22 protein-coding genes and 1 other RNA gene are annotated in these 26,902 nt (G+C 69.5%); 2 read left to right on the top strand and 21 right to left on the bottom strand.

Going from position 1 to position 26,902, the window contains the following annotated elements; translation table 11 throughout:
- Nucleotides 1-378: 378 nt before the first annotated feature.
- The gene (locus ABVN73_RS09670; RefSeq protein ID WP_353857803.1) at nucleotides 379-906 is read right to left on the bottom strand and encodes a hypothetical protein; all 528 of its coding nucleotides are present in this window, start codon (nucleotides 904-906) and stop codon (nucleotides 379-381) included.
- A 220-nt stretch (nucleotides 907-1,126) separates the two neighbouring features.
- Here ABVN73_RS09670 and ligA point away from each other — a divergent pair, with 220 nt between their 5' ends.
- Both ligA and ABVN73_RS09660 read left to right on the top strand, forming a co-directional pair.
- Complete coding sequence (gene ligA / locus ABVN73_RS09665; RefSeq protein ID WP_353857802.1) at nucleotides 1,127-3,514, top strand: NAD-dependent DNA ligase LigA; 2,388 nt, start codon at nucleotides 1,127-1,129, stop codon at nucleotides 3,512-3,514.
- A gap of 122 nt (nucleotides 3,515-3,636) precedes the next feature.
- Nucleotides 3,637-4,035 carry a bacteriohemerythrin gene (locus ABVN73_RS09660; protein WP_353857801.1) on the top strand — a complete coding sequence of 133 codons (399 nt, stop codon included), beginning with the start codon at nucleotides 3,637-3,639 and terminating at the stop codon, nucleotides 4,033-4,035.
- Between the two features lie 276 nt (nucleotides 4,036-4,311).
- On the opposite strand, the gene lpxC is transcribed toward ABVN73_RS09660, so the two are convergent.
- The 20 genes from lpxC to ABVN73_RS09560 all read right to left on the bottom strand — a co-directional run bounded on the left by lpxC (nucleotide 4,312) and on the right by ABVN73_RS09560 (nucleotide 26,900).
- The gene (gene lpxC, locus ABVN73_RS09655; protein ID WP_353857800.1) at nucleotides 4,312-5,229 is read right to left on the bottom strand and encodes a UDP-3-O-acyl-N-acetylglucosamine deacetylase; all 918 of its coding nucleotides are present in this window, start codon (nucleotides 5,227-5,229) and stop codon (nucleotides 4,312-4,314) included.
- A 391-nt stretch (nucleotides 5,230-5,620) separates the two neighbouring features.
- Nucleotides 5,621-7,408, bottom strand: a complete 1,788-nt coding sequence (gene ftsZ / locus ABVN73_RS09650) for a cell division protein FtsZ (protein WP_353857799.1) — start codon at nucleotides 7,406-7,408, stop codon at nucleotides 5,621-5,623.
- A 145-nt stretch (nucleotides 7,409-7,553) separates the two neighbouring features.
- Complete coding sequence (ftsA, locus tag ABVN73_RS09645; protein WP_353859475.1) at nucleotides 7,554-8,816, bottom strand: cell division protein FtsA; 1,263 nt, start codon at nucleotides 8,814-8,816, stop codon at nucleotides 7,554-7,556.
- A 68-nt stretch (nucleotides 8,817-8,884) separates the two neighbouring features.
- On the bottom strand, nucleotides 8,885-9,847 hold the full coding sequence (locus ABVN73_RS09640) for a cell division protein FtsQ/DivIB (RefSeq protein WP_353857798.1): 963 nt from the start codon (nucleotides 9,845-9,847) through the stop codon (nucleotides 8,885-8,887).
- Nucleotides 9,832-10,782 (bottom strand): D-alanine--D-alanine ligase, encoded by a 951-nt coding sequence (locus ABVN73_RS09635; RefSeq protein WP_353857797.1) that lies wholly within the window; start codon nucleotides 10,780-10,782, stop codon nucleotides 9,832-9,834. Before ABVN73_RS09635 ends, ABVN73_RS09640 begins: the two co-directional genes overlap by 16 nt.
- Complete coding sequence (murB, locus tag ABVN73_RS09630) at nucleotides 10,779-11,705, bottom strand: UDP-N-acetylmuramate dehydrogenase (RefSeq protein WP_353857796.1); 927 nt, start codon at nucleotides 11,703-11,705, stop codon at nucleotides 10,779-10,781. The genes ABVN73_RS09635 and murB overlap by 4 nt, the downstream gene beginning before the upstream one ends.
- Before the next feature lie 11 nt (nucleotides 11,706-11,716).
- Nucleotides 11,717-13,132, bottom strand: a complete 1,416-nt coding sequence (gene murC / locus ABVN73_RS09625; protein ID WP_353857795.1) for a UDP-N-acetylmuramate--L-alanine ligase — start codon at nucleotides 13,130-13,132, stop codon at nucleotides 11,717-11,719.
- Between the two features lie 7 nt (nucleotides 13,133-13,139).
- Nucleotides 13,140-13,319 (bottom strand): hypothetical protein, encoded by a 180-nt coding sequence (locus ABVN73_RS09620; RefSeq protein WP_353857794.1) that lies wholly within the window; start codon nucleotides 13,317-13,319, stop codon nucleotides 13,140-13,142.
- 83 nt (nucleotides 13,320-13,402) lie between these two features.
- Nucleotides 13,403-14,557, bottom strand: a complete 1,155-nt coding sequence (gene murG / locus ABVN73_RS09615) for an undecaprenyldiphospho-muramoylpentapeptide beta-N-acetylglucosaminyltransferase (protein ID WP_353857793.1) — start codon at nucleotides 14,555-14,557, stop codon at nucleotides 13,403-13,405.
- A 5-nt stretch (nucleotides 14,558-14,562) separates the two neighbouring features.
- Nucleotides 14,563-15,684, bottom strand: coding sequence for a putative lipid II flippase FtsW (gene ftsW, locus ABVN73_RS09610; protein ID WP_353857792.1), 1,122 nt, complete (start codon nucleotides 15,682-15,684; stop codon nucleotides 14,563-14,565).
- On the bottom strand, nucleotides 15,684-17,087 hold the full coding sequence (gene murD, locus ABVN73_RS09605; protein WP_353857791.1) for a UDP-N-acetylmuramoyl-L-alanine--D-glutamate ligase: 1,404 nt from the start codon (nucleotides 17,085-17,087) through the stop codon (nucleotides 15,684-15,686). Before murD ends, ftsW begins: the two co-directional genes overlap by 1 nt.
- Before the next feature lie 13 nt (nucleotides 17,088-17,100).
- Nucleotides 17,101-18,186 (bottom strand): phospho-N-acetylmuramoyl-pentapeptide-transferase, encoded by a 1,086-nt coding sequence (gene mraY, locus ABVN73_RS09600; RefSeq protein WP_014241218.1) that lies wholly within the window; start codon nucleotides 18,184-18,186, stop codon nucleotides 17,101-17,103.
- A gap of 10 nt (nucleotides 18,187-18,196) precedes the next feature.
- A complete protein-coding gene (locus tag ABVN73_RS09595) occupies nucleotides 18,197-19,693 on the bottom strand; it encodes a UDP-N-acetylmuramoylalanyl-D-glutamyl-2,6-diaminopimelate--D-alanyl-D-alanine ligase (protein ID WP_353857790.1) in 1,497 nt (498 codons plus the stop codon).
- Nucleotides 19,690-21,102 carry a UDP-N-acetylmuramoyl-L-alanyl-D-glutamate--2,6-diaminopimelate ligase gene (locus tag ABVN73_RS09590; protein ID WP_353857789.1) on the bottom strand — a complete coding sequence of 471 codons (1,413 nt, stop codon included), beginning with the start codon at nucleotides 21,100-21,102 and terminating at the stop codon, nucleotides 19,690-19,692. The genes ABVN73_RS09595 and ABVN73_RS09590 overlap by 4 nt, the downstream gene beginning before the upstream one ends.
- 37 nt (nucleotides 21,103-21,139) lie before the next feature.
- A complete protein-coding gene (locus ABVN73_RS09585; RefSeq protein ID WP_353857788.1) occupies nucleotides 21,140-22,945 on the bottom strand; it encodes a penicillin-binding protein 2 in 1,806 nt (601 codons plus the stop codon).
- The gene (locus ABVN73_RS09580; protein WP_353857787.1) at nucleotides 22,942-23,670 is read right to left on the bottom strand and encodes a hypothetical protein; all 729 of its coding nucleotides are present in this window, start codon (nucleotides 23,668-23,670) and stop codon (nucleotides 22,942-22,944) included. Before ABVN73_RS09580 ends, ABVN73_RS09585 begins: the two co-directional genes overlap by 4 nt.
- Complete coding sequence (gene rsmH / locus ABVN73_RS09575) at nucleotides 23,667-24,677, bottom strand: 16S rRNA (cytosine(1402)-N(4))-methyltransferase RsmH (RefSeq protein ID WP_353857786.1); 1,011 nt, start codon at nucleotides 24,675-24,677, stop codon at nucleotides 23,667-23,669. The genes ABVN73_RS09580 and rsmH overlap by 4 nt, the downstream gene beginning before the upstream one ends.
- The gene (locus ABVN73_RS09570) at nucleotides 24,674-25,171 is read right to left on the bottom strand and encodes an MraZ family transcriptional regulator (protein ID WP_038526524.1); all 498 of its coding nucleotides are present in this window, start codon (nucleotides 25,169-25,171) and stop codon (nucleotides 24,674-24,676) included. Before ABVN73_RS09570 ends, rsmH begins: the two co-directional genes overlap by 4 nt.
- A 553-nt stretch (nucleotides 25,172-25,724) precedes the next feature.
- An RNA gene (rnpB, locus tag ABVN73_RS09565) (RNase P RNA component class A) lies at nucleotides 25,725-26,127 on the bottom strand.
- Between the two features lie 62 nt (nucleotides 26,128-26,189).
- A complete protein-coding gene (locus ABVN73_RS09560; protein WP_353857785.1) occupies nucleotides 26,190-26,900 on the bottom strand; it encodes an N-acetylmuramoyl-L-alanine amidase in 711 nt (236 codons plus the stop codon).
- Nucleotides 26,901-26,902: the final 2 nt, after the last annotated feature.

Genomic DNA, 26,902 nt, shown 5'->3' with positions numbered 1-26,902 from the left:
TGTTCATCTCTTTGTTCTTGGTTGGCAAGCGTTGAACTGCGGCTGGACCGGGGCTCCTCCCGGCTGATCACCGCTCGGCTATCACCATGCGGGCATCATGGGCATGACAATTTTAACGATTAGTTTCATGCTCTATTGCAGCTCTGTAAAATATTAAATTTATCAGATGACGAGAGATAAAAAGAGAAAACCAAGAAAATCAGATAATTTCCCATGCCAGACTCTTGCCGAGGTCATAAGAGATAAGGCGGATTCTCAAGTCGCTGGAAAACTTCGCAAAGATGCGGCGAAGCGTCGTTCGCCCGCCGTCTGGCGGTTCACTGCCGGAAGGTTTTAATACTCTGGTATGCGACAACCGGGCGCAGGCTTATGCCGGTCCTAGGCGGCGCGCTTCCAGGGCTGCCAGCCGCCCAGACGAAGACCGACGGCGATGCCCGTGAAAGGGATGCGCAACTCAAGGTCGCGAGGCTGGAAAAAGGTCAGGCGTTCCGGCGCGCCGGTGGGGCCGTATTCCAGGCGGGCGCCCTTCGGCTCCTCCGCGAACTCGTCGCTCATCACCTGCCAGATCTCCAGATCGTCGCCGTGGTTGGAGATCTTGTACTGGCCGCAGCGCCAGACCGGGGCCTCGCCCACGCCGCCCTCGACCACCTTCTTGTCGCCGTCCATCTTCACGTCGCCCACCCCGGCGGCGCGGCCCGACATGGACGGTCCCTGGCTTTCGGCGCGGAAGCCCAGGCGCAGCCAGGGAGAGCGGGTGCGCGGGATCATGCGGCGCAGCAGGCGCGCGTCCTCCGTCGCGAATTGGTCGGGATCGTCGTACAGGATGCGGTCAAGCGCCGCGGCGATGACGAAGCGATCGTCGATGGTCAGGCTGCCGGCGGTCGCACGGCTGGTCGGCTCGGTCATACAGCACATCCGTTCACGGGCGCCGGCTCATCATACACGCAACCCTGGAACCCCCGCACCTCTCAAGGGCCTTGGATTCAAGGTTGGTGCGCAGGGGGCCGAATGCCAGACCGGCTCAAGGCCGGACTCCACGGCACGCCCCCGCGGCGCTATGCTGCGCCCCCGGCGGCGCCCGCCGATCCCGCGCCGTCCACACGAGAAGGCATCGAAGAGACCCGCCATGAACGACCTGTTCGACACCCCCGCCGCGCTCCGCAGCATCCCCGTGGAGGAGCTGACGGTGGAGCAGGCGCAGGCGGAACTGGCCGCGCTGGCCCAGGAGATCGCTCACCACGACCGGCTCTACCACCAGCAGGACAAGCCGGAGATTTCCGACGCCGACTATGACGCGCTGGTCCGCCGCAACAACGGGATCGAGGCGCGCTATCCGGAGCTGCGCCGGGCCGATTCGCCGTCTCTGCGCGTCGGTGCCGCCCCGGCGGCGGGCTTCCGCAAGGTGCGGCACGCCCTGCCCATGCTGTCGCTCGGCAACGCCTTCGAGCCGGAGGAGGCGCACGAGTTCGTCGCCCGCGTCCGCCGCTTCCTCGGCCTGTCCGACGACGCGCCGTTGGAGTTCGTGGCCGAGCCGAAGATCGACGGGCTGTCCTGCTCGCTGCGCTACGAGAACGGCCGGCTGGTCCTGGCGGCCACCCGCGGCGACGGGACGGAGGGCGAGGACGTGACCGCCAACGTCCGCACCATCAAGGACGTGCCGCAGACCCTGAAGGCTCCCTATCCCGCGGTGCTGGAGGTGCGCGGCGAGGTCTACATGAACCGCGACGACTTCCTGGCGATGAACCGCGCCTACGCGGAGCGGGGTGAGGACCTGTTCGCCAACCCGCGCAACGCCGCCGCCGGCTCGCTGCGCCAGAAGGATTCGAAGATCACCGCGTCGCGCCCGCTCTGCTTCTTCGGCTACGCGCTGGGCGAGCTGTCGGAGCCGATCGCCGACACCCAATGGGGCATCCGCGAGCGGCTGCGCGGCTGGGGCTTCTCGCTGAACCGCCCGGCCAACCTGTGCGACGGCGCCGAAGCCCTGCTGACCCACTACCGCAAGATCGGCGAGGAGCGCTCGGCGCTGCCGTTCGACATCGACGGGGTGGTCTACAAGGTCAACAGCCTGGAGCTTCAGCAGCGGCTCGGCTTCGTCAGCCGGGCGCCGCGCTGGGCCATCGCCCACAAGTTTCCGGCGGAGCAGGCGCAGACCCGTCTGACGGGAATCACCATCCAGGTCGGCCGCACCGGCGCCCTGACCCCGGTGGCCGAGCTGGAGGACATCACCGTCGGCGGCGTGGTGGTCAGCCGCGCCACCCTGCACAACGAGGACGAGATCGCCCGCAAGGACATCCGCATCGGCGATCTGGTGACCGTCCAGCGGGCCGGCGACGTGATCCCGCAGATCGTCGGGGTGGTGGAGGGGCAGCGCCCCGACGACGCCGTGCCCTACGTCTTCCCCGACCATTGCCCGGTCTGCGGCAGCCTCGCCGTGCGCGAGCCGGACGAGGCGGTGCGCCGCTGCACCGGCGGCCTGATCTGCGCCGCCCAGGCCAAGGAGCGGCTGCGCCATTTCGTGTCGCGCAACGCCTTCGACATCGAGGGGCTGGGCGAGAAGACCATCGAGGAGTTCTGGGAGGACGGGCTGATCCGCTCTCCCGTGGACATCTTCACGCTGGAGCGCCGGGTGGCGGCGGGCGAGATCGCCATCCTCGGCCGTCCTGGCTGGAAGGAGAAGTCGGTCGAGAACCTGTTCGCCGCGATCAACCAGCGGCGCGAGCGCATCGACCTGCACCGCTTCATCTTCGCGCTGGGCATCCGCCACATCGGCGAGGTGACCGCCAAGTCGCTGGCCCGCCATTACGGCTCCATCGACGGCTGGCTGGAAGGGATGGAGCGCGCCGTCGCCAACATGCCGGGCGACGCATGGCGCGACCTGCACGCTCTGAGCGGCCTCGGCCCGGTGAAGGCCGACGCGCTGCTCGTCTGGTTCGCCGACCCGGAGAACCTGCCGAAGCTGGACTTCTACGCCGGCCAGGAGGCGCTGCGGCTGGACAGCGTGATCAAGCTGCTGGGCATCAAGAAGGTGGACAGCCGGGCCGCCCAGGCGCTGGCCGAGCGCTACGGCGCCCTGGCGGACTGGAAGGCGGCGATGCTCGCCGCGGTCGGCGCGCAGCCCGGCCCCGGCTGGGGCGAGCTGGTCGCCATCCCCGACGTGGGCGAGGTCGCCGCGGAGGAGCTGGCCGGCTTCTTCCAGGAGGAGCGCAACCGCGCCATCATCAACGACCTGCGCGCGGCCGGCGTCCGGGTGGCCGACGCCGAGCGCCCGAAGGCGGCCAGCGGCTCCCCCGTCGCCGGCAAGACGGTGGTCTTCACCGGCACGCTGGAGACCATGACCCGCACCGAGGCCAAGACCCGCGCCGAGTCGCTGGGGGCCAAGGTCGCCGGCTCGGTCTCGGCCAAGACCGACTACGTGGTCTGCGGGGCGGACGCGGGCAGCAAGGCCGCCAAGGCGCGCGACCTGGGCGTGACCATCCTCAGCGAGCAGGAGTGGGCCGAACTGATCGCCGGCTGATCGCCGTCTGGCCGGGGGACGGAAGGGGAGGGGCGGCGCGGCCGAGTGCCGCGTTGACGCCCCTCGCCGCCGGTTCCATAAAGGGTCGAAGCGCCATAAGAAAAACGAGACGGGGGATCGCTATGGACTCCATTCAATGGTCGCGCTGGATGAGCGTCGGCATCGAAGAACTCGATGAGGATCATCGCGTTCTCGTGGACATCGTCAACAAGCTGAGTGCGGACGAAAACCGCGCCTCTCCTGACATCGTCGAAGCGATCCTCGACGAACTGATCCATTACACCAAGGATCACTTCGCACGCGAAGAAGCGCACATGGCCCAGGCCAACTACCCGACCTTCGCCGCGCACAAGGCCCTGCACGACGCTCTGACGCGCAACGTCGAATCCTACCGCGAGCGCTTCCACGCCCAGCGCGACACCATCACGGGCGACGCGGTGTTCGAGTTCTGCGCCGACTGGCTGGGCCAGCACATCCTGAAGGAAGACACCCGCTTCGGCGCCTATGCCGCGGATCGGTGAATCGCCTCATGTCCCCTCTCCCGTACCGGGAGAGGGGATGTCGATGGCGTCATCTCAGCCAACGTCTCAAAAACACCACATAAAGTATTGATATAATTTAATACTTCTTCGATTTCGGGAAAGTGAAGAGGGAATCGCTCCCGTCCACTCCCGGAAGGGGAGGGGAGTGCGCGCGAAACTCCTTGCGCGCGAGTCCGGTAGGGGAGGGGAGTGCGCAAAACGAAAACGCCCTCCCCGGAAGGGGAGGGCAGGGGCAAACCCGGCGTTCGAGGCGCGTCAGGCGACGACGGCGAGCCGCTTGGTCGCGTTCCAGACGGCGCCCGGCAGCGCCGTGCTCGGCGGGGTCTCGTAGCACCAGGCGCTGGCGTCGGCGAACAGCGCGCGCAGCAGCTGGTTGTTCAGGGCGTGGCCGGAGCGGACGCCGTGGAAGTGGCCGACGAACATCGCGCCGGCCAGATAGAGATCGCCGACCGCGTCCAGGATCTTGTGGCGCACGAACTCGTCGTCGAAGCGCAGGCCGCCTTCGTTCATCACCTCGTCGCCGGAGATGACCACCGCGTTGTCCAGCGAACCGCCGCGGGCGAGGCCCATCTTGCGCAGCCCCTCGACCTCGTGGAGGAAGCCGAAGGTGCGGGCGGCGCTGATCTCGTCGCGGAAGGTCTCGGCGTCCAGCTCCAACTCATGGCTCTGCTGGGCAATCGCCTTGCTGGCGAAGTCGATCTCGAAGCTGAAGCCCGTGCCGTGGTCCGGCGTGAAGGTGGCGCTCTTGTTGCCCTCGGTCACGGTGACCGGCTTCAGGATGCGGATGGCGCGGCGCGGCGCGTTCTGCGACACGGTGCCGACGCGCTCGATGGCCTCCACAAAGGGGGCGGCGCTGCCGTCCATGATCGGCACCTCGATGTTGTCGAGCGCGACCACGGCGTTGTCCACGCCGCAGCCGGCCAGCGCCGACATCAGATGCTCGATGGTGCCGATGGTGGTGCCGTGGGCGTTGCCGATGACCGTGCACAGCTTGGTGTCGACCACATGGTCCCAGCGCGCCGGGACTACCACGGCGGGGCCGCTGAGGTCGGTGCGCCGGAAAACGATGCCGCTGTTCGGCTCGGCCGGGGAAATCGTCAGGGTGACCGTCGCGCCCGTATGCAGCCCGACGCCGGAGCAACGCACCGGCTTCGCCAGGGTACGCTGCAGCATGCCTTCGGTCTTGATGCGATTCTGAGCCACGGTGTCTGTCCCGTTTCAATCTTGGTCTTTGTGCGATCGGTCCGCGACTTGCCGCCGGTCTCCCTCGGAAGGGGGGCGGGCCAGCACTTATGACCGCATATGCTAGGTATCATTGGCCCCTGTGGACGACAAATCACTCTTTGTTACCGTTTGTTGCAGGGCGGTAGAGCGCCGTCGCCGGACGCGAAACGGGCGTCCCCCCAAACACGAAAAGACCGCCTCCGGAGCGTTCTTGCGAAGCTCTGGAGGCGGTTGAAGTCTAACAGGTTGTGGATACCCGCCGATGCCGCTTCGAAAGAGGCGGCGGCGACCGGCGGGTTGCTGTTGCCCTCAGATCAATTGGGCCAGCCTCGGTGACGCGTCAGTTGGCCTGACGGCGCAGGAAGGCGGGGATGTCCAGCGCTTCCTCGTCGATCCTCTGGGTGGTGCCGTCGGCGCCCGTCGCCTGCGGGCGCGGGGCCTGCATCGGCGGCTGCGGCGCGGCCATCGGCGGCTGCGGCATCACCGGCTGCTGGTGCTGCGGCTGATGCTGCTGCGGCTGATGCTGCTGCGGCTGATGGTGGTGCTGCGGCTGATGCTGCGGCTGGGGGGCCGGCTGCGGCGCCGGGTCGGCCTTGCGGCCGGCCAGACCGGTGACCAGACCGAACAGGAAGTTCGGCTTGCGGGCCGGCGGCTCCGCCTGGGGGGCGGAGGCGAGCTGGCTCGACATCGGCACGGAGGGCTGGCGCGGGCCCGGATCGGCGGCCTTCGGGGCGATGAAGTGGCCGTCGCGGCGCTCGCTGTGCAGCGGACCGGTGGCGACGTTGCGGGCCGGAGCGGTTTCCACCGGCTGCATGGGGTCGTGGCTCATCGGCATGTGCGGGTGGGGCGCATGCTGCGGGGCGTGCTGAGCCATCGGCTCGATCGGCTGCTGGACCGGCTGCTGGACCGGAACGTGCTGCTGGAACTCCGACGGATGGACCGGCGGCTGGACCTGCGGCTGCGCGACCCCGCCCATCGGGCGCGGAGCCAAGCCGGCGCCGGGGATCGCCGGGGCGACCGGACCGGAGGAGGCGAGCGGAGCCGGGGCGGCCTGGGTCAGGCCGGCCGCTCCGGCGGGCTTCTTGGGGCCGCCGTTGCCGCCGTTGCGGTCGGAGACCAGCGACAGGTTGACCGGGTGCAGGGTGCGCGGGTTGGACATGGCCGCAGCGTCGATGCCGGTGGCGACCACCGACACGCGCATCACCCCGTCCAGCGAGCTGTCGAAGGTGGAGCCGAAGATGATGTTGGCGTCCGGATCGACCTCGTCGCGGACGCGGTTCGCCGCCTCGTCGACCTCGAACAGGGTCATGTCGTAGCCGCCGGTGATGTTGATGAGGACGCCGCGGGCCCCCTTCATCGACACGTCGTCGAGCAGCGGGTTGGAGATGGCGGCCTCGGCGGCCTCGATGGCGCGGCGCTCGCCGCCGGCCTCACCGGTGCCCATCATCGCCTTGCCCATCTCGGTCATGACGGAGCGGATGTCGGCGAAGTCGAGGTTGATGAGGCCGGGCATCACCATCAGGTCGGTCACGCCGCGCACGCCGGAATGCAGAACGTCGTCGGCCATCTTGAAGGCGTCCGCGAAGGTCGTCTTCTCGTTGGCGATGCGGAACAGGTTCTGGTTCGGGATGATGATCAGCGTGTCGACGTACTGCTGCAGCTCGGCGATGCCCGATTCGGCCAGCCGCATGCGGTGCGCGCCCTCGAAATGGAAGGGCTTGGTCACCACGCCGACGGTCAGCAGGCCGCGCTCGCGGGCGGCGCGGGCGATGACCGGGGCCGCACCGGTGCCGGTGCCGCCGCCCATGCCGGCGGTGATGAACACCATGTTGGCGCCTTCGAGGTGACCGATGATCTCCTCGAGCTGCTCCTCGGCGGAGGCGCGGCCGACGTCCGGCTTGGAGCCGGCGCCCAGGCCGCGGGTCATGGTGGTGCCGAGCTGGACGCGCTTCTCGCAGAGCGAGCCCTTCAGGGCCTGAGCGTCGGTGTTGCCCACGACGAAGTCCACGCCTTCCAGGTTGGACTTGATCATGTTGTTCACGGCGTTGCCGCCGGCGCCGCCGACACCGAAGACGGTGATGCGGGGCTTCAGTTCGGGCTCGATGCTGGGGATGGTCACGTTGATCATGTTATGGCCTCCACAACCTTTTGATTGGTTCGATGCTTTGCGTCGCGGGTTCTTTGCCCGGTTGGGTCCGGGTGATGTTTTTAGGCAGGAATGCCGTGGTGCGGCGGGAGCCTTTTTGGGGCCGGGAACCATTTCCGGTGGATCATCACAGGTTCTCCCGCAGCCACAGGCCGACACGACCGAAGAACCCCGTGCCGGCGCCAGCCTCATGGCCCGCCACGGGAAGTTCCGCCGGATTGCGCACGGCGTGGAGAAGGAGGCCCGCGGCGGTCGAATAGGACGGACCGCCTTGCGCCTCGTTCAGACCGGTGATCCGCGTCGGTCGCCCGATGCGGACCTGTTTGTCCAGGATCAGCTGCGCCAGTTCGCGCATGCCCGGAAGCTGGCTGGCGCCGCCCGTCAGGACGACGCGCCGGCCGACCAGCTTCGCGTAGCCGGATTGCTCCAGCCGCGAGCGGACATGCTCGAAGATTTCCTCCAGCCGCGGCTGGATGATGCGCACCAGATAGGATTTCGGCAGGTTGTTGGCGCCGAGGCGCTCCTCCTCGCCGACCTGGGGGACGTCAATCATCTCGCGCTCGTCGGCGGGGCTGGTGATGGCGCTGCCGTGCAGCGTCTTCATGCGCTCCGCGTGGACGACCGGCGTGGTCAGCCCGCGCGCGATGTCGTTGGTGACGTGGTTGCCGCCCAGCCGGATGCAGTCCGACCAGACCAGCGTGCCTTCGGAGAAGACCGAGATCGTCGTGGTGCCGCCGCCCATGTCGATGCAGGCGGACCCCATCTCCATCTCGTCGTCGACCAGACAGGCGAGGCCCGACGCGTAGGGGCTGGCGACCAGTCCCTCGATGTCGAGGTGGCAGCGCGCCACGCAGGTCTGCAGGTTGCGCACCGCCCCGGCGGGCGAGGTGATGACGTGGGCCTGGACGCCCAGCCGCTCGCCGTACATGCCCTTGGGGTCGCGGATGCCGCGGCTGCCGTCGAGCGCGAAGCCGACGGGGATCGCGTGGACCAGCGCCTGGTCCGGGCCGACCTGCAGGCTGCGGGCGTGGGCCAGCGCGCGGCGGACGTCGCTTTCCGTCACCTCCTGCCCGGAGACGGCGACCTCGGCGTTGAAGCCGTGGGAGATCGGCGAGGACACGTTGACGATCACGTCGCGGATCGTCTCGTTGGCCATCTGCTCCGCCGCATGGACGGCGGCGCCGATGGACGTCTCCGCCGCCTCCATGTCGATGATGGCGCCGGCGCGGACGCCCGTGGCGATCTGGTGGCCGATCCCCACGATGCGAACGGCCCCCGCATCCTCGACGCGGGCGATGAGGCAGCACACCTTGGTCGAGCCGACGTCCAGCGCGGCGATGATCCCGCCGCGGGTGGCTCGTTTTGGCTTTTTCGCCCCGTTGAAGCCCATGTTCAGCACAACCCTATGGCCTCGATGCGTCCGGTCGTTCGTAAGTCAGGAGAAGGGGTGAGGAAGGATCACGTCTTCTTGCCGGGCTTCTTCTTGTTCTCCTCCTCCGTCCAGGGCAGGACGGCGGTGGCGGAGGTCTGCAGCACGGCGCGGTCGTTCTGCCGCAGGTCGATGGCCACGATGTCGCGGTCCAGGACCTGACCCGTCGCGTCCAGCTCCGCCAACTGGCGCAGCGCGGCCTGCATGCGGGCTTCCGGCAGTTTCACCACGACACCGTTCTTCAGCTTGAGATCCCAGCGGCGGTCGCCGACCCAGGAGGCGGCGCTCACCTTTTCGCGCAGCGCCGGCACGTTGTCGAGGGCCGCGAGCAGCTTGGGCACCTGCATCGGCGCGTTGGCGCCGACGACCTGCGGCAGCGTCTCGATCCGCCGGTTGCCGCGCCGCGCCAACTCGGTGGCGTCGGCCAGCGGGCGGCCTTCGCGGTCGATGACGGTGAACTTGCGGTCGTGCTGCCAGATCGCCATCGGCTGCCGTTCCGTCAGGCGGACGAACAGGATGTCGGGCAGGTGCCGCTCGATGGAGGCCGAGGCGACCCAGGGCAGGCTTTCCAGCTTCTCCTTGGCGTCGGACAGCGTCACGGCGAGGATCGGGTCGCCGCGCTGCACGCCGAGCACGCGCAGAATGGAGGCCGGTTCGGTCTCCGTCCGGCCCTCGACCAGCACGTCGGCGATGGCGAAGCCGGCCGACGCGCTGGCCTGGATCAGGCTTTCATGAAGCGCCGCGGTGGTCTCGGCGAACGTGCCGCGCTGCCACGCCGACGCGGCCATGCCGGCGACGACCAGGACCGGAGTCAGCAGAATGGCCGCCTTGACCGCGGGGCGGGTCCAGCGCGGCCAGGCGCGGCGGCGGTTGCCTTTCTGGGCCGACTTCGCCATGGCGCGCGGCGGCACCGCCATGTCGTCGCGGCCCCGGTTCGCAGAGCCCCCGAAACCGGCGCGGAACTGCGGATCGATGCTCAGTCGAGTTGACATGCGGCGTTCTCCACCATCCAAGCGACGAGGGCCCCGTAGGAGATGCCCACGGCTGCGGCCTGTTCGGGAACCAGCGACAGCGGCGTCATGCCCGGCTGGTTGTTGATTTCCAGGAAATAGAGTCCGTCGGTCCCACTTTTACGGTCATCCCAGCGGAAGTCGCTGCGCGAAACGCCGCGGCACCCCAGGGTCCGGTGGGCCAAAATCGCCAGCCTCTTGGCTTCTTCCGCGACGTTCTCGGGAATCTGCGCGGGCACAGTATGAACGGCATGACCGGCGCTGTATTTAGCCGTGTAGTCATACACCTGTGCCTCGAAGCGAATCTCCGTCACGGCGATGGCGCGGCACTCGCCGTCCAGCCCGCCCATGACGCCGACGGTCAGCTCGCGGCCCGGGATGAACTCCTCGACCAGGGCGCGCTCGCCGAAGGTCCAGGCGTCGCCGACCGGGCTGTTCTGCCCCTCGCGCACCAGCGTGACCCCGACGGTCGAACCCTCGTCCACCGGCTTGACGATATAGGGGGCGGGCATCGGGTGGGCGCCGCCGGTCAGCTCGCCCCTGGTGAGGACGAGGCCCTTGGGCGAGCGCACGCCGACCGGGGCGAGCAGCGCCTTGGTCATCGCCTTGTCCATGGCGACGGCGGCGGCGCGCACGCCGGAATGGGTGTAGGGGATGCCGAGGAATTCCAGCACGCCCTGGATGGTGCCGTCCTCGCCGCCGCGTCCGTGCAGGGCGTTGAACACCGCGTCGGGACGCGGGTCGGTCAGCGCGCGCAGCAGCCCCTCCAGGTCGCGCTGCACGTCCACCGCGGTGACGCGGTAGCCTTCCTCCTCCAGCGCCTTGGCGACGCCGGCGCCGCTGACCAGCGACACCTCGCGCTCCGCCGACCAGCCGCCCATCAGGACGGCGACATGCTTCTTGTGGGGGGTGGTCATGCGGACGCTCCTTCGCGGGCCACGCCGACCCGCTTGATTTCCCACTCCAGCGTGACGCCGGAGGTCTCGAACACCCGGCGCCGGACCTCTTCGCCCAGCGCCTCCAGCTCCGCCGCGGTGGCGGTGCCCTGGTTGATGAGGAAGTTGCAGTGCTTCTCCGACACCTGCGCGCCGCCGACGGTCAGGCCGCGGCAGCCCGCCCGGTCGATCAGCTCCCACGCCTTGTGGCCGGGCGGGTTCTTGAAGGTCGAGCCGCCGGTGCGCGAGCGGACCGGCTGGGTGTCGGCGCGCTTGCCGGAAATCTCCGCCATGCGCTGGGCGATCTCCGCCGGGTCGCCGGCCGTGCCGCGCAGGGTGGCGCCGGTGAAGATCACGTCCTCCGGCACCCCGGCGTGGCGGTAGGTGAAGCCCATGCCGGCGTTGTCGTAGGACACGCGTTCGCCGCGGCGGGTCACCCCCTGGGCGGAAACCAGCACGTCCTTGATCTCGTGGCCGTAGGCGCCGCCGTTCATGCGCAGCGCGCCGCCGATGGTGCCGGGGATGCCCGACAGGAACTCCAGCCCGGCGACGCCGGCGTCGCGCGCCACGGCGGCGACGTTCAGGTCGAGCGCCGCGGCCCCGGCCGCCAGCGTCAGCCCGTCCGCCGCGATGCCGGCGAAGCTGCGGCCCAGCCGGATCACCACGCCGGGGATGCCGCCGTCGCGGATCAGCAGGTTGGAGGCGACGCCCAGAACCGTCACCGGCACGTCGTCCGGCAGCCCGGCCAGGAAGCCCGCCAGGTCATCGGCGTCCTCCGGGCGGAACATGACCTCCGCCGGCCCGCCGACGCGGAACCACGTCACGTTGGCGAGCGGCGCCGCGGCGGTCAGCCGTCCGCGGCAGGTGGGCATCCGGTCGATCAGGGCGGTGGCGGTGGTGGACATCGGAGAACCCGTCACGCCTTGCCCGACAGCTTGTCCAGCTCGCCCGGCAGGGCGTTGGCCCATTGGGTGATGTTGCCGGCGCCCAGGCAGACCACGAGGTCGCCGGGCCGCGCGATCTCGCGGACCAGCTGCGGCAGCTCGTCCGGGCCGTGCAGGGCGAGCACCTGGCGGTGGCCGTGCATGCGCAGGCCCTCGACGAGGCTGTCGCGGTTGACGTTCTCGATCGGCTGCTCACCGGCGGCGTAGACGTCGGCCACGATCACCGCGTCGGCGTCGTTGAAGCAGGTGCAGAACTCCTCGAACAGGTTGGCGAGGCGCGAATAGCGGTGCGGCTGGACGACGGCGATGGTGCGGCCGGTGCCGGCGGTGCGCGCGGCCTTCAGGACGGCGGCGATCTCCACCGGGTGGTGGCCGTAATCGTCGATCACGGTGATGCCGTTCGACTCGCCGGTCTTGGTGAAGCGGCGCTTGACGCCCTGGAACTTCGCCATGCTGTCGCGCATCACCACGTCGGGCAGGCCCATCTCGTTGCCCACCGCGAAGCAGGCCAGCGAGTTCTGGACGTTGTGCGGCCCGTACATCGGCAGGCGGACGCCGATGATCGTCCGGCTCTCCCCGGTGTGGCGGTCGTCGATCACCACGTCGTACTCCGCGCCCTCGGTGCCCAGCCGCATGTTCACGGCGCGCACGTCGGCCTGCGGGCTGAAGCCGTAGGTGATGATGCGGCGGTCCGACACGCGCGGGATCATCGCCTGCACCTCGGGATGGTCGATGCAGAGCGCGGCGAAGCCGTAGAAGGGGATGTTCTGGACGAAGCTGTCGAAGGCAGCCCGCATGTTGTCGAAGGTGCCGTAATAGTCCAGATGCTCCGGGTCCATGTTGGTGACCACGGCGATGCAGGCCGGCAGCTTGATGAAGGTGCCGTCGCTCTCGTCCGCCTCGACGACCATCCAGTCGCCGGAGCCCAGCCGCGTGTTGGTGCCGTAGGCGTTGATGATGCCGCCGTTGATCACCGTGGGGTCGAGGTTGGCGTGCTCCAGCATGTTGCCGACCATCGAGGTGGTCGTGGTCTTGCCGTGGGTGCCGCCGATGGCGATGGCCCATTTCAGGCGCATCAGCTCGCCGAGCATCTCGGCGCGGCGGACCACCGGGACCAGGGCGGCGCGGGCGGCGACGACCTCCGGGTTGTCGCGCTTGACGGCGGAGGAGACGACGACGACCGCGGCCCCGGCGATGTTCTCCGCGCGGTGGCCGATGCTGATCTGGATGCCCAGCCCGCGCAGGCGCTTGACGTTGGCGCTCTCCGCCAGGTCGGAGCCCTGGACGGTGTAGCCGAGGTTGCGCAGCACTTCGGCGATGCCGCTCATGCCGATGCCGCCGATGCCGACGAAATGGATGGTGCCGATCGAGAGGGGGAGGGCGCGCATGTCTGGATTACTTTCCGCGGCGGAGCATCAGGCTGAGGGTGGCGTCCACGGCCATGTCGGACAGGCCGTAGGGAAGGGGCTGGGAACCGATCGTGACGTGCAGGCGGTCGCGCAGGAAGCCGGCGCCGGCGCGCGGCAGCAGCGGGCAGTCGGGCCGGTTGCTCCAGGCGCCCTCGGTCCGCGTCATGTCCGCCGGCCAGTCTCCCAGAGGCCGGGACGAGGGGGGCCGGGACGAGCGGGGGCGTGCGATGGTGCTGCGCGTTGCCTTGTTCATTCCGCGGCTTCCTTGGTTCGGGCGTGGTTGGGGTTGGCGATCATGTCGAGCACGGCGTCGGCCAGCCGGCGGGCGGCGTCGGCCATGCCCCAGCCGTGGGCGGCCCGGGCCGCGGCGGTCAAGGCATCCGGCGACCCCAGCAGTTCCGTCAGGCGGGCGGCGAGCGCGTCGGCGGTGAAGTCCGGCTGCGCCATCACCCAGGCGGCTCCGGCGGCGGCGAGCTGCCGCGCGTTGGCCGTCTGGTGGTCGTCCATGGCATGGGGATATGGCACGAGGATGGCGGGGCGCCCGATGCAGGTCAACTCGGCGATGGTCGAGGCGCCGGCCCGCGTGACGGCGAGGTGGCAGGCGGCCAGCCGGTCCGGCACGTCGCGGAAGAAGCTCTCCAGTTCCAGCCCGCCGAGACCCATGCCGGCGTAGGCGGCGCGCGCGGCTTCCAGATCCTCGGGCCGGCACTGCTGCGCCAGATGGATGCGGGCGCGGAGATCGGCGGGAAGGCGGCCCAGCGCCTCGGGGATCACTTCGGAGAAGACGCGGGCGCCCTGGCTGCCGCCCATCACCAGGATGCGGACGGGGCCGCCGGGGGCGGGAACGGCGTAGGCGGCGTCGCGCTGAGCGGCGATCGCCGGGCGGACCGGGTTGCCGGTGCGGACGAGGCGCGGACGGTGCTCCGCCTTCACCGAGGCGACCTCGGGGAAGGCGACGGCGATGCGGCGGGCGGCGGCGGCGAGCATCCGGTTGGCGCGGCCCAGCACGGCGTTCTGCTCGTGCAGCATCACCGGCACACGCGCTTGCGCGGCGGCGTAGACCGTGGGGACGGAGGGGTAGCCGCCGAAGCCGACGACGGCCGCCGGCTTCAGGTGGCGCATCAGCGCGTTGGCGCCGAGCAGGCCGAGGCCCATCTGCCACGCCGCGTTCATCTTGGCCAGCAGATTGCCGCCCGGCGCGGCGGAGCGGATGCGGTGGACCGTCACCTCCGGCAGGCTGTCGCCGAAGGCCTGGCCGCGCTTGTCGGTGACCAGCGCCACCGCCTCGCCGCGGGCCAGCAGCTCGCGCGCCAGCGCTTCCGCTGGGAAGAAGTGCCCGCCGGTGCCGCCGGCGGCGAGGATAATCGGCTTTTGGAGGGCGGGGCGTTGCGTGGTGTCGGCCATCGTCGTCACTCCGCCGGGCCGAAGCGTTTGCGGGTCAGCGCCAGCACCATGCCCATGCCGAAGCCCAGCGCCAGCAGCGAGGAGCCGCCGTAGGAGATGAAGGGAAGCGTCATGCCCTTGGTCGGCATCAGATGCAGGGCGGAGCCCATGTTGATCGCCGCCTGCAGGCCGAACTGGATCAGCAGGCCGCTCGCCGCCAGCAGCACGAAGTAGTTGGTGTCGTTGAACACCCGCGCGAAGCCGCGCAGCACGATGAAGGCGAACAGCAGGATGATGATCAGGCAGAAGATCAGCCCCATCTCCTCGCCGGCGACGGCGAAGATGAAGTCGGCGTGGCTGTCCGGCAGCGAGTACTTCACCGTTCCCTGGCCGGGACCGGTGCCCATCAGCCCGCCGTTGGCGAAGGCCTCCAGCGAGCGGCTGACCTGATAGGTGTCGCCGCTCGACGGGTCGAGGAAGCGGTTGATGCGGCTGTGGACGTGCGGCAGCGTGAAATAGGCGCCGATGAGGCCGGCGACGCCCAGCACGCCCAGGCCGCCGACGAGCATGATGTTGAGGCCGGCCAGGAAAAACTGGGAGAACCACACCGCCGACACCACCACCGTCATGCCCAGGTCGGGCTGGAGCAGCAGGCCGCCGACGGTGAGGCCGTAGAGCAGGATCGACAGGATCGTTCCGGGAAAGCCGGGGTTGGTGCGCGACAGCGAGAACAGCCACGCCCCGACCACCGCGAAGGCCGGCTTCACGAACTCCGACGGCTGGATCGACAGGCCGGGGACGTGGATCCAGCGCCGCGCGCCCTTGATCTCGACGCCGACCACCAGCGTCGCGTAGACCAGAGCCACCGAGATCAGGAAGACCGCCAGCGCCGCCCGCCGCACGCCGCGCGGGCTGAGCAGCGAGACGCCGCACATGATGGCGACGCTGGGGATCAGCATCATCAGGTGGCGTTCGACGAAGTAGAAGGTGTCCTGGATGCCGATGCGCTCCGCCACCGGCGGGCTGGCCGCGGTGATCAGGACCGTGCCGAGCGCCATCAGCACCGCCAGCGCGGCGAGCTGCCAGCGGTCGACCGTCCACCACCAGCGGCCGAAGATGGATTGGTCGGTGCGGTCGAAGGTCATCATCAGGCGCGGTCCCCCGGAACGGCGTTGCCTTCGAGGCGGTTCACGGCGTCGGCGAAGGCCTCGCCGCGCTTCTCGAAATTCGCGAACTGGTCCCAGGAGGCGCAGGCCGGCGACAGCAGCACGCAGGCGCCGGGCAGCGCCTCGGCCAGCGCCAGCTCCGCCGCGGCGTTGACCGCCACGTCCAGCGTGCCGCAGCGGGTGTGCGGGACCTTGTTGGCCTCCAGCCACGCCGCGAAACGGTCCGACGCCTCGCCGATCAGGAAGGCGTGGCGGACGCGCGGCGCGTAGGCCTCCAGCCCGTCGAGCCCGGTCTCCTTCGCCTGGCCGCCGAGGATCCAGTAGATCGGGTCGAAGGTCGCCAGCGCCTTTTCCGTCGCGTCGGCGTTGGTCGCCTTGCTGTCGTTGACGAAGCGCACGCCGTCGATGGTCCGCACCAGCTGCTGGCGGTGGGCCAAGCCGGGGAAGGTGGTCATGGCGGCGACGATGGCCGGGGTCGGCACGCCCGCCGCCTTGCAGGCCGCGAAGGCCGCGGCGGCGTTCTGCCAGTTGTGCGTGCCGAGCAGCGCCGGGAAGGCGGCCAGCTCGGCCACGCGCTCCGCCGCGCCGAAGGTGTCGTCGACCAGCCAGCCGTCCGCGGCGTAGACGCCGCCGGAGACCGGACCCAGGGCGGAGACCGGCCAGATCACCTGGTCGCCCTTGGCCTTCAGCTCCTCCCAGATCGCCCGGCAGGTCGGGTCGTCCACGCCGATCACCGCGGTGCGCGGCTTGGTCTGGCGGTGGAAGATCAGCTTCTTCGCGGCGACGTAGCCGTCCATGCCGCCGTGGCGGGCCAGATGGTCCGGCGTGATGTTGAGCAGCACCGCCACGTCGAAGGTGATCGAATAGGTCAGCTCGAGCTGGTAGCTCGACATCTCCAGCACGTAGCTGCCGCCGGCCCCGACGGAGGGGAAGGTCAGCGCCGGCGTGCCCAGGTTGCCGCCGACCGCGATGCGCCGCCCGGCGGCCTCCATCACATGGCCGATCAGGGTCGTGGTGGTGGACTTCCCGTTGGTGCCGGTGATGCCGATGTAGGCCGAATCGCGCTCCGACCGGGCCAGCAGCTCGATGTCGCAGACCAGCTCGATGTTCGCGGCGCGGGCGCGCAGGGCCACCGGGTGCGGCTTCGGGTGGGTGTGCGGGATGCCCGGCGACCAGACGATGGTGGTCAGCTCGGTCAGGTCCGCCGTGGTCAGGTCGACGACCTTGTAGCCCTTGCTCAGCGCGTCCGCGCGGCTGGCTTCGTTGTCGTCCCACACCCAGACCTCGGCGCCGCTCTGCGCGAGCGCCTCCGCCGTGGCGAGGCCCGACTTGCCAAGCCCCATGACCGCCACCGGCAGCCCTTCCATGTAGAACAGGTTGATCATCGGGCGGCGACCCTCAGCGGAGCTTCAGCGTGGACAGGCCGACGAGGGCCAGGATGGAGGCGATGATCCAGAAGCGGATGACCACGGTGGACTCCGCCCATCCCTTCTTCTCGAAGTGATGGTGCAGAGGCGCCATGCGGAACACCCGCTTTCCGGTCAGCTTGAACGAGGCGACCTGGACGATCACCGACACGGTCTCCAGCACGAACAGGCCGCCGATGATCGCCAGCACGATCTCGTGCTTGGTGACCACGCTGACGGCTCCCAGCGCGCCGCCGAGGGCCAGCGAGCCGGTGTCGCCCATGAAGACCATGGCGGGGGGCGCGTTGTACCAGAGGAAACCGATCCCCGCACCGACCAGAGCCCCGCAGAAAACGGCAAGCTCACCAGCACCGGGCACATGGTGAATCTGGAGGTAGTTGGCGAAGATCGCGTTGCCGGTGAGGTAGGCGATCAGGCCGAAGCAGCCCGCCGCGATCATCGTCGGCACGATGGCCAGCCCATCCAGCCCGTCGGTCAGGTTCACCGCGTTCGAGGCGCCGACCATGACGAAGGCGCCGACCGGGATGAAGAACCAGGAAAGCTGGATCAGGAAATCCTTCACGAAGGGCACGGCCAGGCCGCCGGACAGCGGCGGCGCCGACACATACATGATGGCGGCGGCGGCGGAGACGCCGATGATGATTTCCCAGGTCAGGCGGAAGCGGCCCGACAGGCCCTTGGTGTTGCGCTTGGTCAGCTTCAGGTAATCGTCGCCGAAGCCGATCAGCCCGTAGCCGATCGTCACCAGCAGCACGATCCAGGTGTAGGCGTTGGTCAGGTCCACCCACAGCAGCGTGCTGATCGACACGGCGATCAGGATCATCAGGCCGCCCATGGTGGGCGTGCCCTTCTTCTTCATATGGCTTTCCGGCCCGTCGGAGCGGATCGGCTGGCCCTCGCCCTGCTTGCGCTTCAGCCACGCGATCAGGCGCGGAAAGAACACGAAGCTGATGACGAGCGCCGTCAGCACCGCGCCCCCCGTCCGGAAGGTCAGATACCGGAACAGGTTGAACGGCGTGAAGACGTCCGCCAGGGGGAAGAGCAGGTTGTAGAGCATCGTGGAGCGGTCAGCCTTTGTGGCCCTGCGCCGCGGCCTGATCCGTGTCAGCCGCGGGGGAGGTGCCGTTGTTGTTCTTGTCGGTTTGTTTGTCGTCTTTGGTGTCCAGGGCGGACAGGGCGTCCACCACCGTCGCCATGCGGCTGCCCAGCGAACCCTTGATCAGCACCACGTCGCCGCCGCGCACCGCGCCGGCCAGGAGGGGGGCCAGTTCGGCGCTGGTTTCCGTCCAGGCGCCGCGCATGGCGGCGGGCAGACGGTCGAACAGGGCGCGCATGTGCGGGCCGCAGGCATAGACCGCGTCCACACGCGCGGCGCGCAGCGGTTCGGCCAGCGCGGCGTGCAGGGCATCGGCGCGCTCGCCCAACTCCCGCATGTCGCCCAGCACGGCGAGGCGCCGCCCGCCCGCGCCGGGGTCGATCTTGCCGAGCACCGCGAAGGTCGCGGTCATGGCGGCGGGGCTGGCGTTGTAGCTCTCGTCGATCAGGGTGAAGGCGCCCCGGGCGGCCTGGACGCGCTTGCGCGTGCCGCGGCCCTTCACCGGCGCGATGGTGGACAGCGCGCGGGCCGCCGCGGCGACGTCGGCGCCCAGCGCCTTAACCGCCAGCAGAACGGCGAGGCTGTTCATCACCCAGTGCTGGCCGGGCAAGGCCAGGCAGTACTGGATGCGCTCGCCCCGGATGACCGCGGTGACGGCGCTGCAGGTGGCGTGCAGGGAGCAGTCCACCAGACGCGCGTCGGCGTCGGCGCGGGAGCCGAAGCTCCAGATGCGGCTCAGCCCCTGGGTGCGCGCGGCGGCCAGAAGGCGCGCGAAATGCGGGTTGTCCCGGTTGAGGACGGCGACCCCGTTGGGGTTCATGCCCTCGAAGATCTCGGCCTTGGCGTCGGCGATCGCCTCCACGGAGTCGAAGAACTCCAGATGCGCCGCCTCGACCGTGGTGATGACCGCGACGTCGGGCATGACCTGCCGCGACAGGGGGCCGAGTTCCCCGGCGTGGTTCATGCCCAGCTCGAACACGCCGAACTCGCTGTCCTCCGGCATGCGGGCCAGCGACAGGGGCACGCCCCAATGGTTGTTCAGGCTGCCTTCGGTGGCGAAGGTGCGGCCCTGCGCCGACAGGACGTGGCGCAGCGCCTCCTTGGTGCTGGTCTTGCCGACCGAGCCGGTGACGCCCACCACCCTGGCCTGGGTGCGCAGCCGCGCGACGTGGCCGAGATCGCCCAGCGCCGCCAGCGTGTCCTGCTCCACCGCCAGAAGGGAGGCGTCGCCCGGCACGCCCGGCGGCACGGTGCTGACCAGCGCCGCGGCGGCGCCGGCCTCCAGCGCCTTGGCGACGAAGTCGTGCCCGTCGAAGTTCGGCCCCTTGATGGCGACGAACAGGTCGCCCGGCGCCACCTTGCGGCTGTCGATGCTGACCCCGGTCGCCGCCCAGGGGCGCGTCGCCTGACCGCTGGTGGCGGCGGCGGCGTCCTCGGCGGTCCACAGGACGGTCTTGGCCTCGCTCATGCTGCTCCAACCTCTGCCACGGCGGCTCGTGCCTCGGTCGCGTCGTCGAAGGGAAGGACCTCCGTCCCGACGATCTGACCATGCTCATGTCCCTTGCCGGCGATGACCAGGACGTCACCGGGCCGGAGGCTGCGGACGGCGGCGCGGATGGCCTCGCGCCGGTCGCCGATCTCCTCCAGGGCCGGGTGGCCCGCCAGGACCTCCTCGCGGATGGCCGCCGGCACCTCGGTGCGCGGGTTGTCGTCGGTGACGATGGCGCGGTCGGCCAGACGGCCGGCCAGCTCCCCCATCACCGGCCGCTTCCCGCGGTCGCGGTCGCCGCCGCACCCGAACACCGCGATCAGGCGGTTCCGGGCGTGCTGCTTCAGCGCCAGCAGCACCGTTTCCAGCGCGTCGGGCGTGTGGGCGAAATCGACATAGACCGCCGCCCCGCAGGGGTGGGTGGCGACGTGCTGCAGGCGCCCCGGCACGCCTTCCAGGCGGGTCAGGGTGGCCAGAGCCTCGTCGCGGTCCGCGCCGGAGCCGATCACCAGGCCGAGCGCGCACAGCACGTTCCACGCCTGGAAGCGGCCCGCCAGCGGCAGGTCCACGGTGATGTCGCGGCCCAGGACCGTCAGGTCCAGGCGCTGGCCGTGGGCCAGCGGCTCGACCCCGTTCACCCGGATCTCGCGACCGGCCAGACCGTATCCGAAGACGCGGTGACCGCGCTGTGAACAAATCCCGGCAAGTTCGGCGAAGGTGCCGCTGTCGGCGTTCAGGACGGCGGTTCCCCCATCGGGCAACACCCGTCCGAACAGCATCGCCTTGGCCCGGAGGTAGGCTTCCATCGTGCCGTGGTAATCCAGATGGTCGCGGGTCAGGTTGGTGAAGCCCGCGGCCTTGAGGACCACGCCATCCAGTCGGAACTGCTCCAGCCCGTGGCTGGACGCCTCCATCGCCAGATGCTCGATCCCCTTGTCCTTGACGGCGGCGAGGTCGCGGTGGAGCGACACCGGGTCCGGCGTGGTCATCCCGCCGTAATCGTCGAGCCCCGGCCCGATCAGCCCCAGCGTGCCCAGGCTGGCCGCCTTCAGGCCCATCAGGTCCCATATCTGGCTGGCGAACTGCACGGTGGAGGTCTTGCCGTTGGTGCCCGTCACGGCGACCACGGTGTCCGGCTGCCGCCCGTGGAAGGCGGCGGCGAGGCGCGCGAAGAGGCGGCGCGGCTGCTCGTCCGCGAGCAGCGTCGCGGCGCTGCCGGCGGGCAGGACGGTCCCGATGGGCGCCACCACCGCGACGGCGCCCTTGGCCAGCGCGTCGGCGATGAAGGCGCGCCCGTCCGCCTTCGCCCCGGGCAGGGCGGCAAAGACGAAACCGGGCCTGACCGCGCGGCTGTCCGCGGTCAACCCGGTCACGTCGACGGCTGGCACTTCGACGGCGGACCCCTCGACGGAGGAGGACGTCGCGTCAGCGCGGCTTGTTGCCAGCAGGTGGGACAGAAGCAACGGTGCTGCCTTTCGGTTGCGCGGGCGGAGGCGGCGGTGCGGGCGGGGTCGTCTGACCGGCGGCGTTGATGTAGGTGGCGTTGATGATCTCGGGGGAGGTCTCGTCCACCGGCTGGACGCCCAGCAGCGGGCCGATCTGCTTGACGATCCGGCCGACCGCCGGGGCGGCGACCCAGCCGCCGGTGGCGAAGCCGTAGGTCTTTTTGGTGCCCTTCGGCTCATCGACCAGGACATAGACGATGTAGCGGGGGTCGTGCATCGGGAAGGCGCCGAGGAACGACGACATGCGCGAGTTCCGGGCGTAGCTCCGGCCCTTCTGCTTGTCCGCCGTGCCGGTCTTGCCGCCGACGACGTAGCCCTTGGCGTTGGCCGACTTCGCCGTACCGTCGGTGACCACGAAGCGGAACAGGCGGCGCATCAGCGCCGAGGTCTTCGGGCTGATGACCTGCTCGCCCGGGACCTCGACCGCGGGGTCGCGCTTCAGCAGGGTCGGCGGGTGCAGCACGCCGCCGTTGATGATCGAGGCCGCGGCGTTGACCGTGTGCATCGGGCTGACCGACATGCCGTGGCCGAAGGAGATGGTCATCGCGTTGACCTCCCGCCACGGGTTGGGCACCAGCGGCCAGCCGTTCTCCGGCAGCTCCAGCGAGGTCGGGCGGGTCATCCCCAGCTTGGTCATGAAGGACTTCTGGTGCTGCACGCCGAGCGTCAGCGCCATGCGCACCGAGCCGAGGTTCGACGATTCCTGGAACACCTCCGCCACGGTCAGGTTGTGTTTGAACGCGTGGAACTCGCGGATCGTGAAGCGGCCGACCTTGATGTTGTTGATGGTGTCGAAGGTGTCGGACACGCGGATCTTGCCCGAATCCAGCGACATCGCCGTGTTGAAGATCTTGAAGGTGGAGCCCATCTCGTACACGCCGAGCGTCGCGCGGTTGAACAGCGTGTCCGGGTCGAGCCCCGTGGGGTTGTGCGGGTCGAAGTCGGGCAGCGACACCATCGACAGGACTTCGCCGTTCCGCACATCGTAAACGATGCCGGTGGCGCCGATGGCGCTGAACTCCTCGATCGTCGCCTGCAGTTCCTTCTTCATGATGTGCTGAAGGCGCAGGTCGATCGAAAGCTGCAGCGGCTTCGGGTCGGTGGTCAGCCGCTTGTTGAACTGCTGCTCCAGCCCGGCGAGGCCGTTGTTGTCCACGCCGGTGAAGCCGACCAGATGCGAGGTCAGGTTGGAGGCCGGGTAGAAGCGGCGCTCCTCCCGTTCGAAATAGACGCCGGGCAGGCCCAGCCGGAACACCGCCGCCTGCTGCTTGGGCGTCAGGTTGCGCTTGATCCAGACGAACCGCTTGTCGCCGCTGAGCTTGGTCAGCAGGTCCTTGTAGTCCAGCTCCGGCAGGGCGGTGGTCAGCTTGCGCGCCACCTCGTCCGGCCGGCTGATCAGCTTCGGGTCGGCGTAGAGCGACTGCGTGGCGAGCGAGGTCGCCAGCAGGTTGCCGTTGCGGTCCACGATGTCGGCGCGGTTGACCGGCGGGGCGTCGACCTCCGCGGCCATGCGCGGGCGCGGTTCCGCCGCGTGGTTGAACAGCGTCGCGTCCACCAGCTTCACGCCGATGGCGGAGAAGACCACGGCGACCATGGCCGCGGTCACCATCAACCGGTTCCGGCTCTGCTCCAGCGCGACCGACAGCGTCGTCCGCGGCTTGGAAGCCGGGGGCGGGACGCTGTAGGCGCCGTGCGCGGGATCGATGCCGGGCGGCGGAACGCTCATCGATTGGCTCCGAGACGGGCGACGAGAAGACCGATGCTGTCATGCTGGGCCGGGGCGGCCGCGGGCGGGGCGGCCTGGAGGCCGGCCTGCTGCGGCTGCGGACGGGCCGCGGGCGGCGGAGCCAGCGTCCGCGCGGTGACCGGCGGCTTGGTGGCGACCTCCGTCGGCCGGGTCGTCACCACGGGCGCCGGCGCCGACTTGGCGGCGGACGGAAGCGGCGGGGCCTTGGCCGAGGCCGGCACGATGGCCGAGGGCTTGATCGGGGCCGGCTTGATCGGCGAGGCCGAGGCCGGAATGATGACGCCGCCCTGGGGGCCGCCCTGCACGATGGCGCCGCCGCCCACGACGCTGTCCCCGGTCGAGGCCGTCGCCACGTTCGGCGCCTTGCCCGGCGTCTGGTTGCGGACCATCGGCGGCAGCGGAGCCTCCTCCGGCGCGACGGTGGGGGAGGGGCGCATCGGGACGATGTTCATCGCCACGAACTGGCGCGCCTCGGTCGGCTGCAGCGCCAGATGCTCGCGCGACAGATTCTCGAGACGGGTCGGGTCGTTGAGGAAGCTCCACTCGGCCTTGAGGACCTGGATGGCCTCCTGCTCCACCATGATCTTGCGGTTGAGCGAGCCCAGCTTTTCCTCCAGCTCCTGAACCTCGTAGCTGGTCTCGAACAGGACGAAGCCGGCGGCGGCGATCAGGCCACCCCAGAAAAGTGCGGATTTGTATTTCATGCCGCCTCCTTGCCGGGCGCCGGGTAAGCCGGCGCCGCCGTGCGTTCAGCCGCGCGCAGCCGGGCAGAGCGCGCGCGTGGGTTGCCGTGGGCTTCCTGGTCCGTCGGCACGATGGGCTTGCGCGACAGGAGCCGGAAGGATGGGGAACGCGCGTCCGCCGCAAGGCTCGGCGCGTGTCGGGACGGGGAGGGCGGGGGCGAGGAGCGTTCCTTGAGGAACGTCTTCACTTCCCGGTCCTCCAGCGAATGGAAGGAGACGACGGCGAGGCGGCCGCCGGGCTTCAGCAGCGATTCGGCGGCGGCGAGGCCGCGGCGCAGCTCGCCCAGCTCGTCGTTCACATGGATGCGCAGCGCCTGGAAGGTGCGGGTCGCCGGGTCGATGGCGTCGCCCTTCCCCTTCGGCACCACCGACCGCACCACGTCGGCCAGCTGCTTGGTGCGGGCGAAGGGGGTGTCCAGCCGCGCAGCGACGATGGCGCGGGCCACGCGGCGGGCCATGCGCTCCTCGCCGTAATGGAAGACGATGTCGGCCAGCTCGGCCTCGGTGGCGGTGTTCACCACATCGGCGGCGGTCGGCCCATCGCGTCCCATCCGCATGTCGAGCGGGCCGTCGAATCGGAAGGAGAAGCCGCGCTCCGGCTCGTCGATCTGCGGGGAGGAGACGCCGATGTCCAGCGCCACGCCGTCCACCGATTCGACGCCGTGCTCGGCGAGCAGCCGGTCCATGTCGCCGAACCGGCCTTCGACGATCGCCAGCCGACCTGGGTAGGCGAGGGCGAGTTGATGGCCGCGCTCGATGGCCTCGGGGTCGCGGTCGATCCCCCAGACCCGGCAGTCGGCCCGATCGAGAATCGCGCGGGAGTAGCCGCCGGCGCCGAAGGTGCCGTCCACATAGACGCCGCCGTCGCGCGGGGAGAGCGCGTCCACGACCTCGTTCAGCAGGACGGAGATGTGCGGGGAGGCCGGGGTGGCGGAGACGGGAGCGGGGGCAGGGGGCTTCACGATCATGCGCCCTCCCCTCCCCGGCCGGCGGCCGCGCGGGACGCCTTGGCGACGATCTGGCTCAGCGAAATGTCCTTGCGCACGACCTGGTCGCGCAGCGTCTGTTCATGGGCCTTCAGGGCGCCGGGCTCCCAGATCTGGAAGGTCTTGCGGCGGCCGATGAAGGCGGCTTCCTCGTCGATTCCGGCGAATTCGGCGAGTTCCTTGGGCAGGACGATTCGGCCTTCGGTGTCCAGCGAGACGGGGATCAGCTTGCCGAAGATGAAGGTCTCGATCATGTCGCGCTCGTCCGAATCCAGATCGGGGGATTCCAGGCTTTCGGACAGCACGTCGAGATAATCCTGATCGGCGCCTTCCAGCGCCTGATGATTCAGCGAAGGCCAGAGGTAAACGGTGCCGGGGGCCGACGTCTTGGCAAGCGACTGCCGGAACTGCGCCGGGATGGAGCAGCGGCCTTTCCTGTCAACTTTGTTGACGTATGTGGACAGGAAAATGGCCATCGGCCTGACGAACGCCCCCCTTATCCCGTTGCCGGACTTCGCCGTCGCGAAGCCCTATCCGCTCTTGCCGCTGAACGCGCCCGGTTTGGCTACCTTGGTTGGGTAGTTCCCCCTCCGAACTGGGCTTTCATGGGATAGCATGGGACAGTTTGGGCGTCAACGCCCCCTCCAGTATTCATATGGTGCTGTCAAGACTTTTGGGGCGATGTGTTGCCAGCGTGCAAATAGGTGAACGGAATCGGCGAGAATCGGCAATATACCAGCGCGCTAATGAGCGATTACGCGGGGTTGCCCCACAGAGTTCGCAGGATGTTCCGCGAGTCCCGCAAATGGTTCCCACCATGTGGCTTTCCATAAAGGCGAATCGCATCCTACGAATGGTATAGCCTGCCGGGGTAACCTGCCGAGGCGTGGCATGGGACGGCATGGGAATTTGCCCCACAGTTATCCACCGGCTGTGGATGAAGCTGGGGACATCTGTGGACAAGGGGGCGCCATCCCAGTCCCGCGCCGCGGAAAAGGGGTGGTCCGTTGTCCGGAGGTGGTGGGGATAAACGCCAGATGGCCTGTAAGCCGGGTTTTGTCCTCAGGTTACCCTGATGGATGGCCATTCATCTGGGACGCCGGTTGCCCGGCGCCTCACGCAACCAACCCGGGCGGCGGCGCGGAAACGCGCTTGGCCCCAGACCATCTCCTGAGAGATGGCGGGCCGTGCCGCCCCTATTCGGTCTTGCTCCCGGTGGGGTTTACCGTGCCGCCCCTGTTGCCAGGCGCGCGGTGCGCTCTTACCGCACCCTTTCACCCTTACCGCCGGCACGAGGCCGGTGGCGGTCTGCTCTCTGTGGCACTTTCCCTAGGGTCGCCCCCGCCGGCCGTTAGCCGGCACCGTGTTTCCGTGGAGCCCGGACTTTCCTCCCCCGATCCATGAGGTCGAAGGCGGCCATCCGGCCATCTGGCGCGGCACTGTGTACAGAGTTGCCGTTCGAATCGCAACGGTGTTCGGGAGCGATTCGGAATCTCAGCGGCCGGTCATCCGCAGCAGCGCGCGCAGCCGGCGCAGCGTCTCCGGGTCGGGCTCCCCGGTGAGGCGCTCGGGGTGGAAATGACGCTGGAAGGACAGCAGGACCCGCGATTCGGCGGTGTCGTACCCATAGCGTCCCAGAAGCGCCATCACATCCTCCGCGGAATCCGCCGAGTCGCTCGCCAGGTCGTCCGCCGGGGTGGGCTCGGGCCACAGCCCGATTCCGCGGGCGGCCAGACCCGGCCAGTCGAACAGCTCGCCGGGGTCCTCCTTGCGGGCGGGCGCGATGTCGCTGTGGCCGAGCACATCGGCCGGCGCGATTCCATGACGCCCCATGATGTCCAGGCAGAGATCGGCCACCGCGGCCATCTGGACGGCGGGGAAGGGGCGGTAGCCGAACTCGTGCCCCGGATTGACGATCTCGATTCCGATGGAGCGGCTGTTGACGTCGGCCCGCCCCCGCCAGGAGGACAGGCCCGCGTGCCAGGCGCGCCGGTCCTCCGGCACATGGGCGTGGACGGCGCCATCCTCGTCCACTGTGTAATGGGCGCTGACCTGCGCGGCGGGATCGCACAGCCGGCTCAGTGCCGACTCGGCGGTGGGCATTCCCGTGTAGTGGAGTATCAGCAGTTCCACCCCCACGCCGTCGGGCCGCGGCCCGTGGTTGGGGGAGGGGCGGTCGATGCATCCGATGCCCGTGCGCATCATGG

Source organism: Azospirillum formosense (assembly GCF_040500525.1).
GTDB lineage: Bacteria > Pseudomonadota > Alphaproteobacteria > Azospirillales > Azospirillaceae > Azospirillum > Azospirillum formosense_A.
Note: the sequence above shows the minus strand (reverse complement) of the source record. Positions and strands in the feature narration are given on the sequence as shown.

What these genes read in the sequence shown, in the direction of transcription:
- ABVN73_RS09570 (WP_038526524.1), bottom strand. Translation starts at nt 25,171, where the DNA reads ATGGCCATTTTCCTGTCCACATACGTCAACAAAGTTGACAGGAAAGGC.
- ABVN73_RS09660 (WP_353857801.1), top strand. Translation starts at nt 3,637, where the DNA reads ATGGACTCCATTCAATGGTCGCGCTGGATGAGCGTCGGCATCGAAGAA.
- murB (WP_353857796.1), bottom strand. Translation starts at nt 11,705, where the DNA reads ATGTCCACCACCGCCACCGCCCTGATCGACCGGATGCCCACCTGCCGC.
- ABVN73_RS09620 (WP_353857794.1), bottom strand. Translation starts at nt 13,319, where the DNA reads ATGACGCGGACCGAGGGCGCCTGGAGCAACCGGCCCGACTGCCCGCTG.
- ABVN73_RS09585 (WP_353857788.1), bottom strand. Translation starts at nt 22,945, where the DNA reads ATGAGCGTTCCGCCGCCCGGCATCGATCCCGCGCACGGCGCCTACAGC.
- ftsW (WP_353857792.1), bottom strand. Translation starts at nt 15,684, where the DNA reads ATGATGACCTTCGACCGCACCGACCAATCCATCTTCGGCCGCTGGTGG.
- ftsA (WP_353859475.1), bottom strand. Translation starts at nt 8,816, where the DNA reads ATGGGCTTCAACGGGGCGAAAAAGCCAAAACGAGCCACCCGCGGCGGG.
- ABVN73_RS09670 (WP_353857803.1), bottom strand. Translation starts at nt 906, where the DNA reads ATGACCGAGCCGACCAGCCGTGCGACCGCCGGCAGCCTGACCATCGAC.
- ABVN73_RS09640 (WP_353857798.1), bottom strand. Translation starts at nt 9,847, where the DNA reads ATGTCAACTCGACTGAGCATCGATCCGCAGTTCCGCGCCGGTTTCGGG.
- murD (WP_353857791.1), bottom strand. Translation starts at nt 17,087, where the DNA reads ATGATCAACCTGTTCTACATGGAAGGGCTGCCGGTGGCGGTCATGGGG.
- murG (WP_353857793.1), bottom strand. Translation starts at nt 14,557, where the DNA reads ATGGCCGACACCACGCAACGCCCCGCCCTCCAAAAGCCGATTATCCTC.
- rsmH (WP_353857786.1), bottom strand. Translation starts at nt 24,677, where the DNA reads ATGATCGTGAAGCCCCCTGCCCCCGCTCCCGTCTCCGCCACCCCGGCC.
- ABVN73_RS09635 (WP_353857797.1), bottom strand. Translation starts at nt 10,782, where the DNA reads ATGACCACCCCCCACAAGAAGCATGTCGCCGTCCTGATGGGCGGCTGG.
- mraY (WP_014241218.1), bottom strand. Translation starts at nt 18,186, where the DNA reads ATGCTCTACAACCTGCTCTTCCCCCTGGCGGACGTCTTCACGCCGTTC.
- ABVN73_RS09580 (WP_353857787.1), bottom strand. Translation starts at nt 23,670, where the DNA reads ATGAAATACAAATCCGCACTTTTCTGGGGTGGCCTGATCGCCGCCGCC.
- ABVN73_RS09560 (WP_353857785.1), bottom strand. Translation starts at nt 26,900, where the DNA reads ATGATGCGCACGGGCATCGGATGCATCGACCGCCCCTCCCCCAACCAC.
- ligA (WP_353857802.1), top strand. Translation starts at nt 1,127, where the DNA reads ATGAACGACCTGTTCGACACCCCCGCCGCGCTCCGCAGCATCCCCGTG.
- ABVN73_RS09595 (WP_353857790.1), bottom strand. Translation starts at nt 19,693, where the DNA reads ATGAGCGAGGCCAAGACCGTCCTGTGGACCGCCGAGGACGCCGCCGCC.
- lpxC (WP_353857800.1), bottom strand. Translation starts at nt 5,229, where the DNA reads ATGCTGCAGCGTACCCTGGCGAAGCCGGTGCGTTGCTCCGGCGTCGGG.
- murC (WP_353857795.1), bottom strand. Translation starts at nt 13,132, where the DNA reads ATGCGCGCCCTCCCCCTCTCGATCGGCACCATCCATTTCGTCGGCATC.
- ftsZ (WP_353857799.1), bottom strand. Translation starts at nt 7,408, where the DNA reads ATGATCAACGTGACCATCCCCAGCATCGAGCCCGAACTGAAGCCCCGC.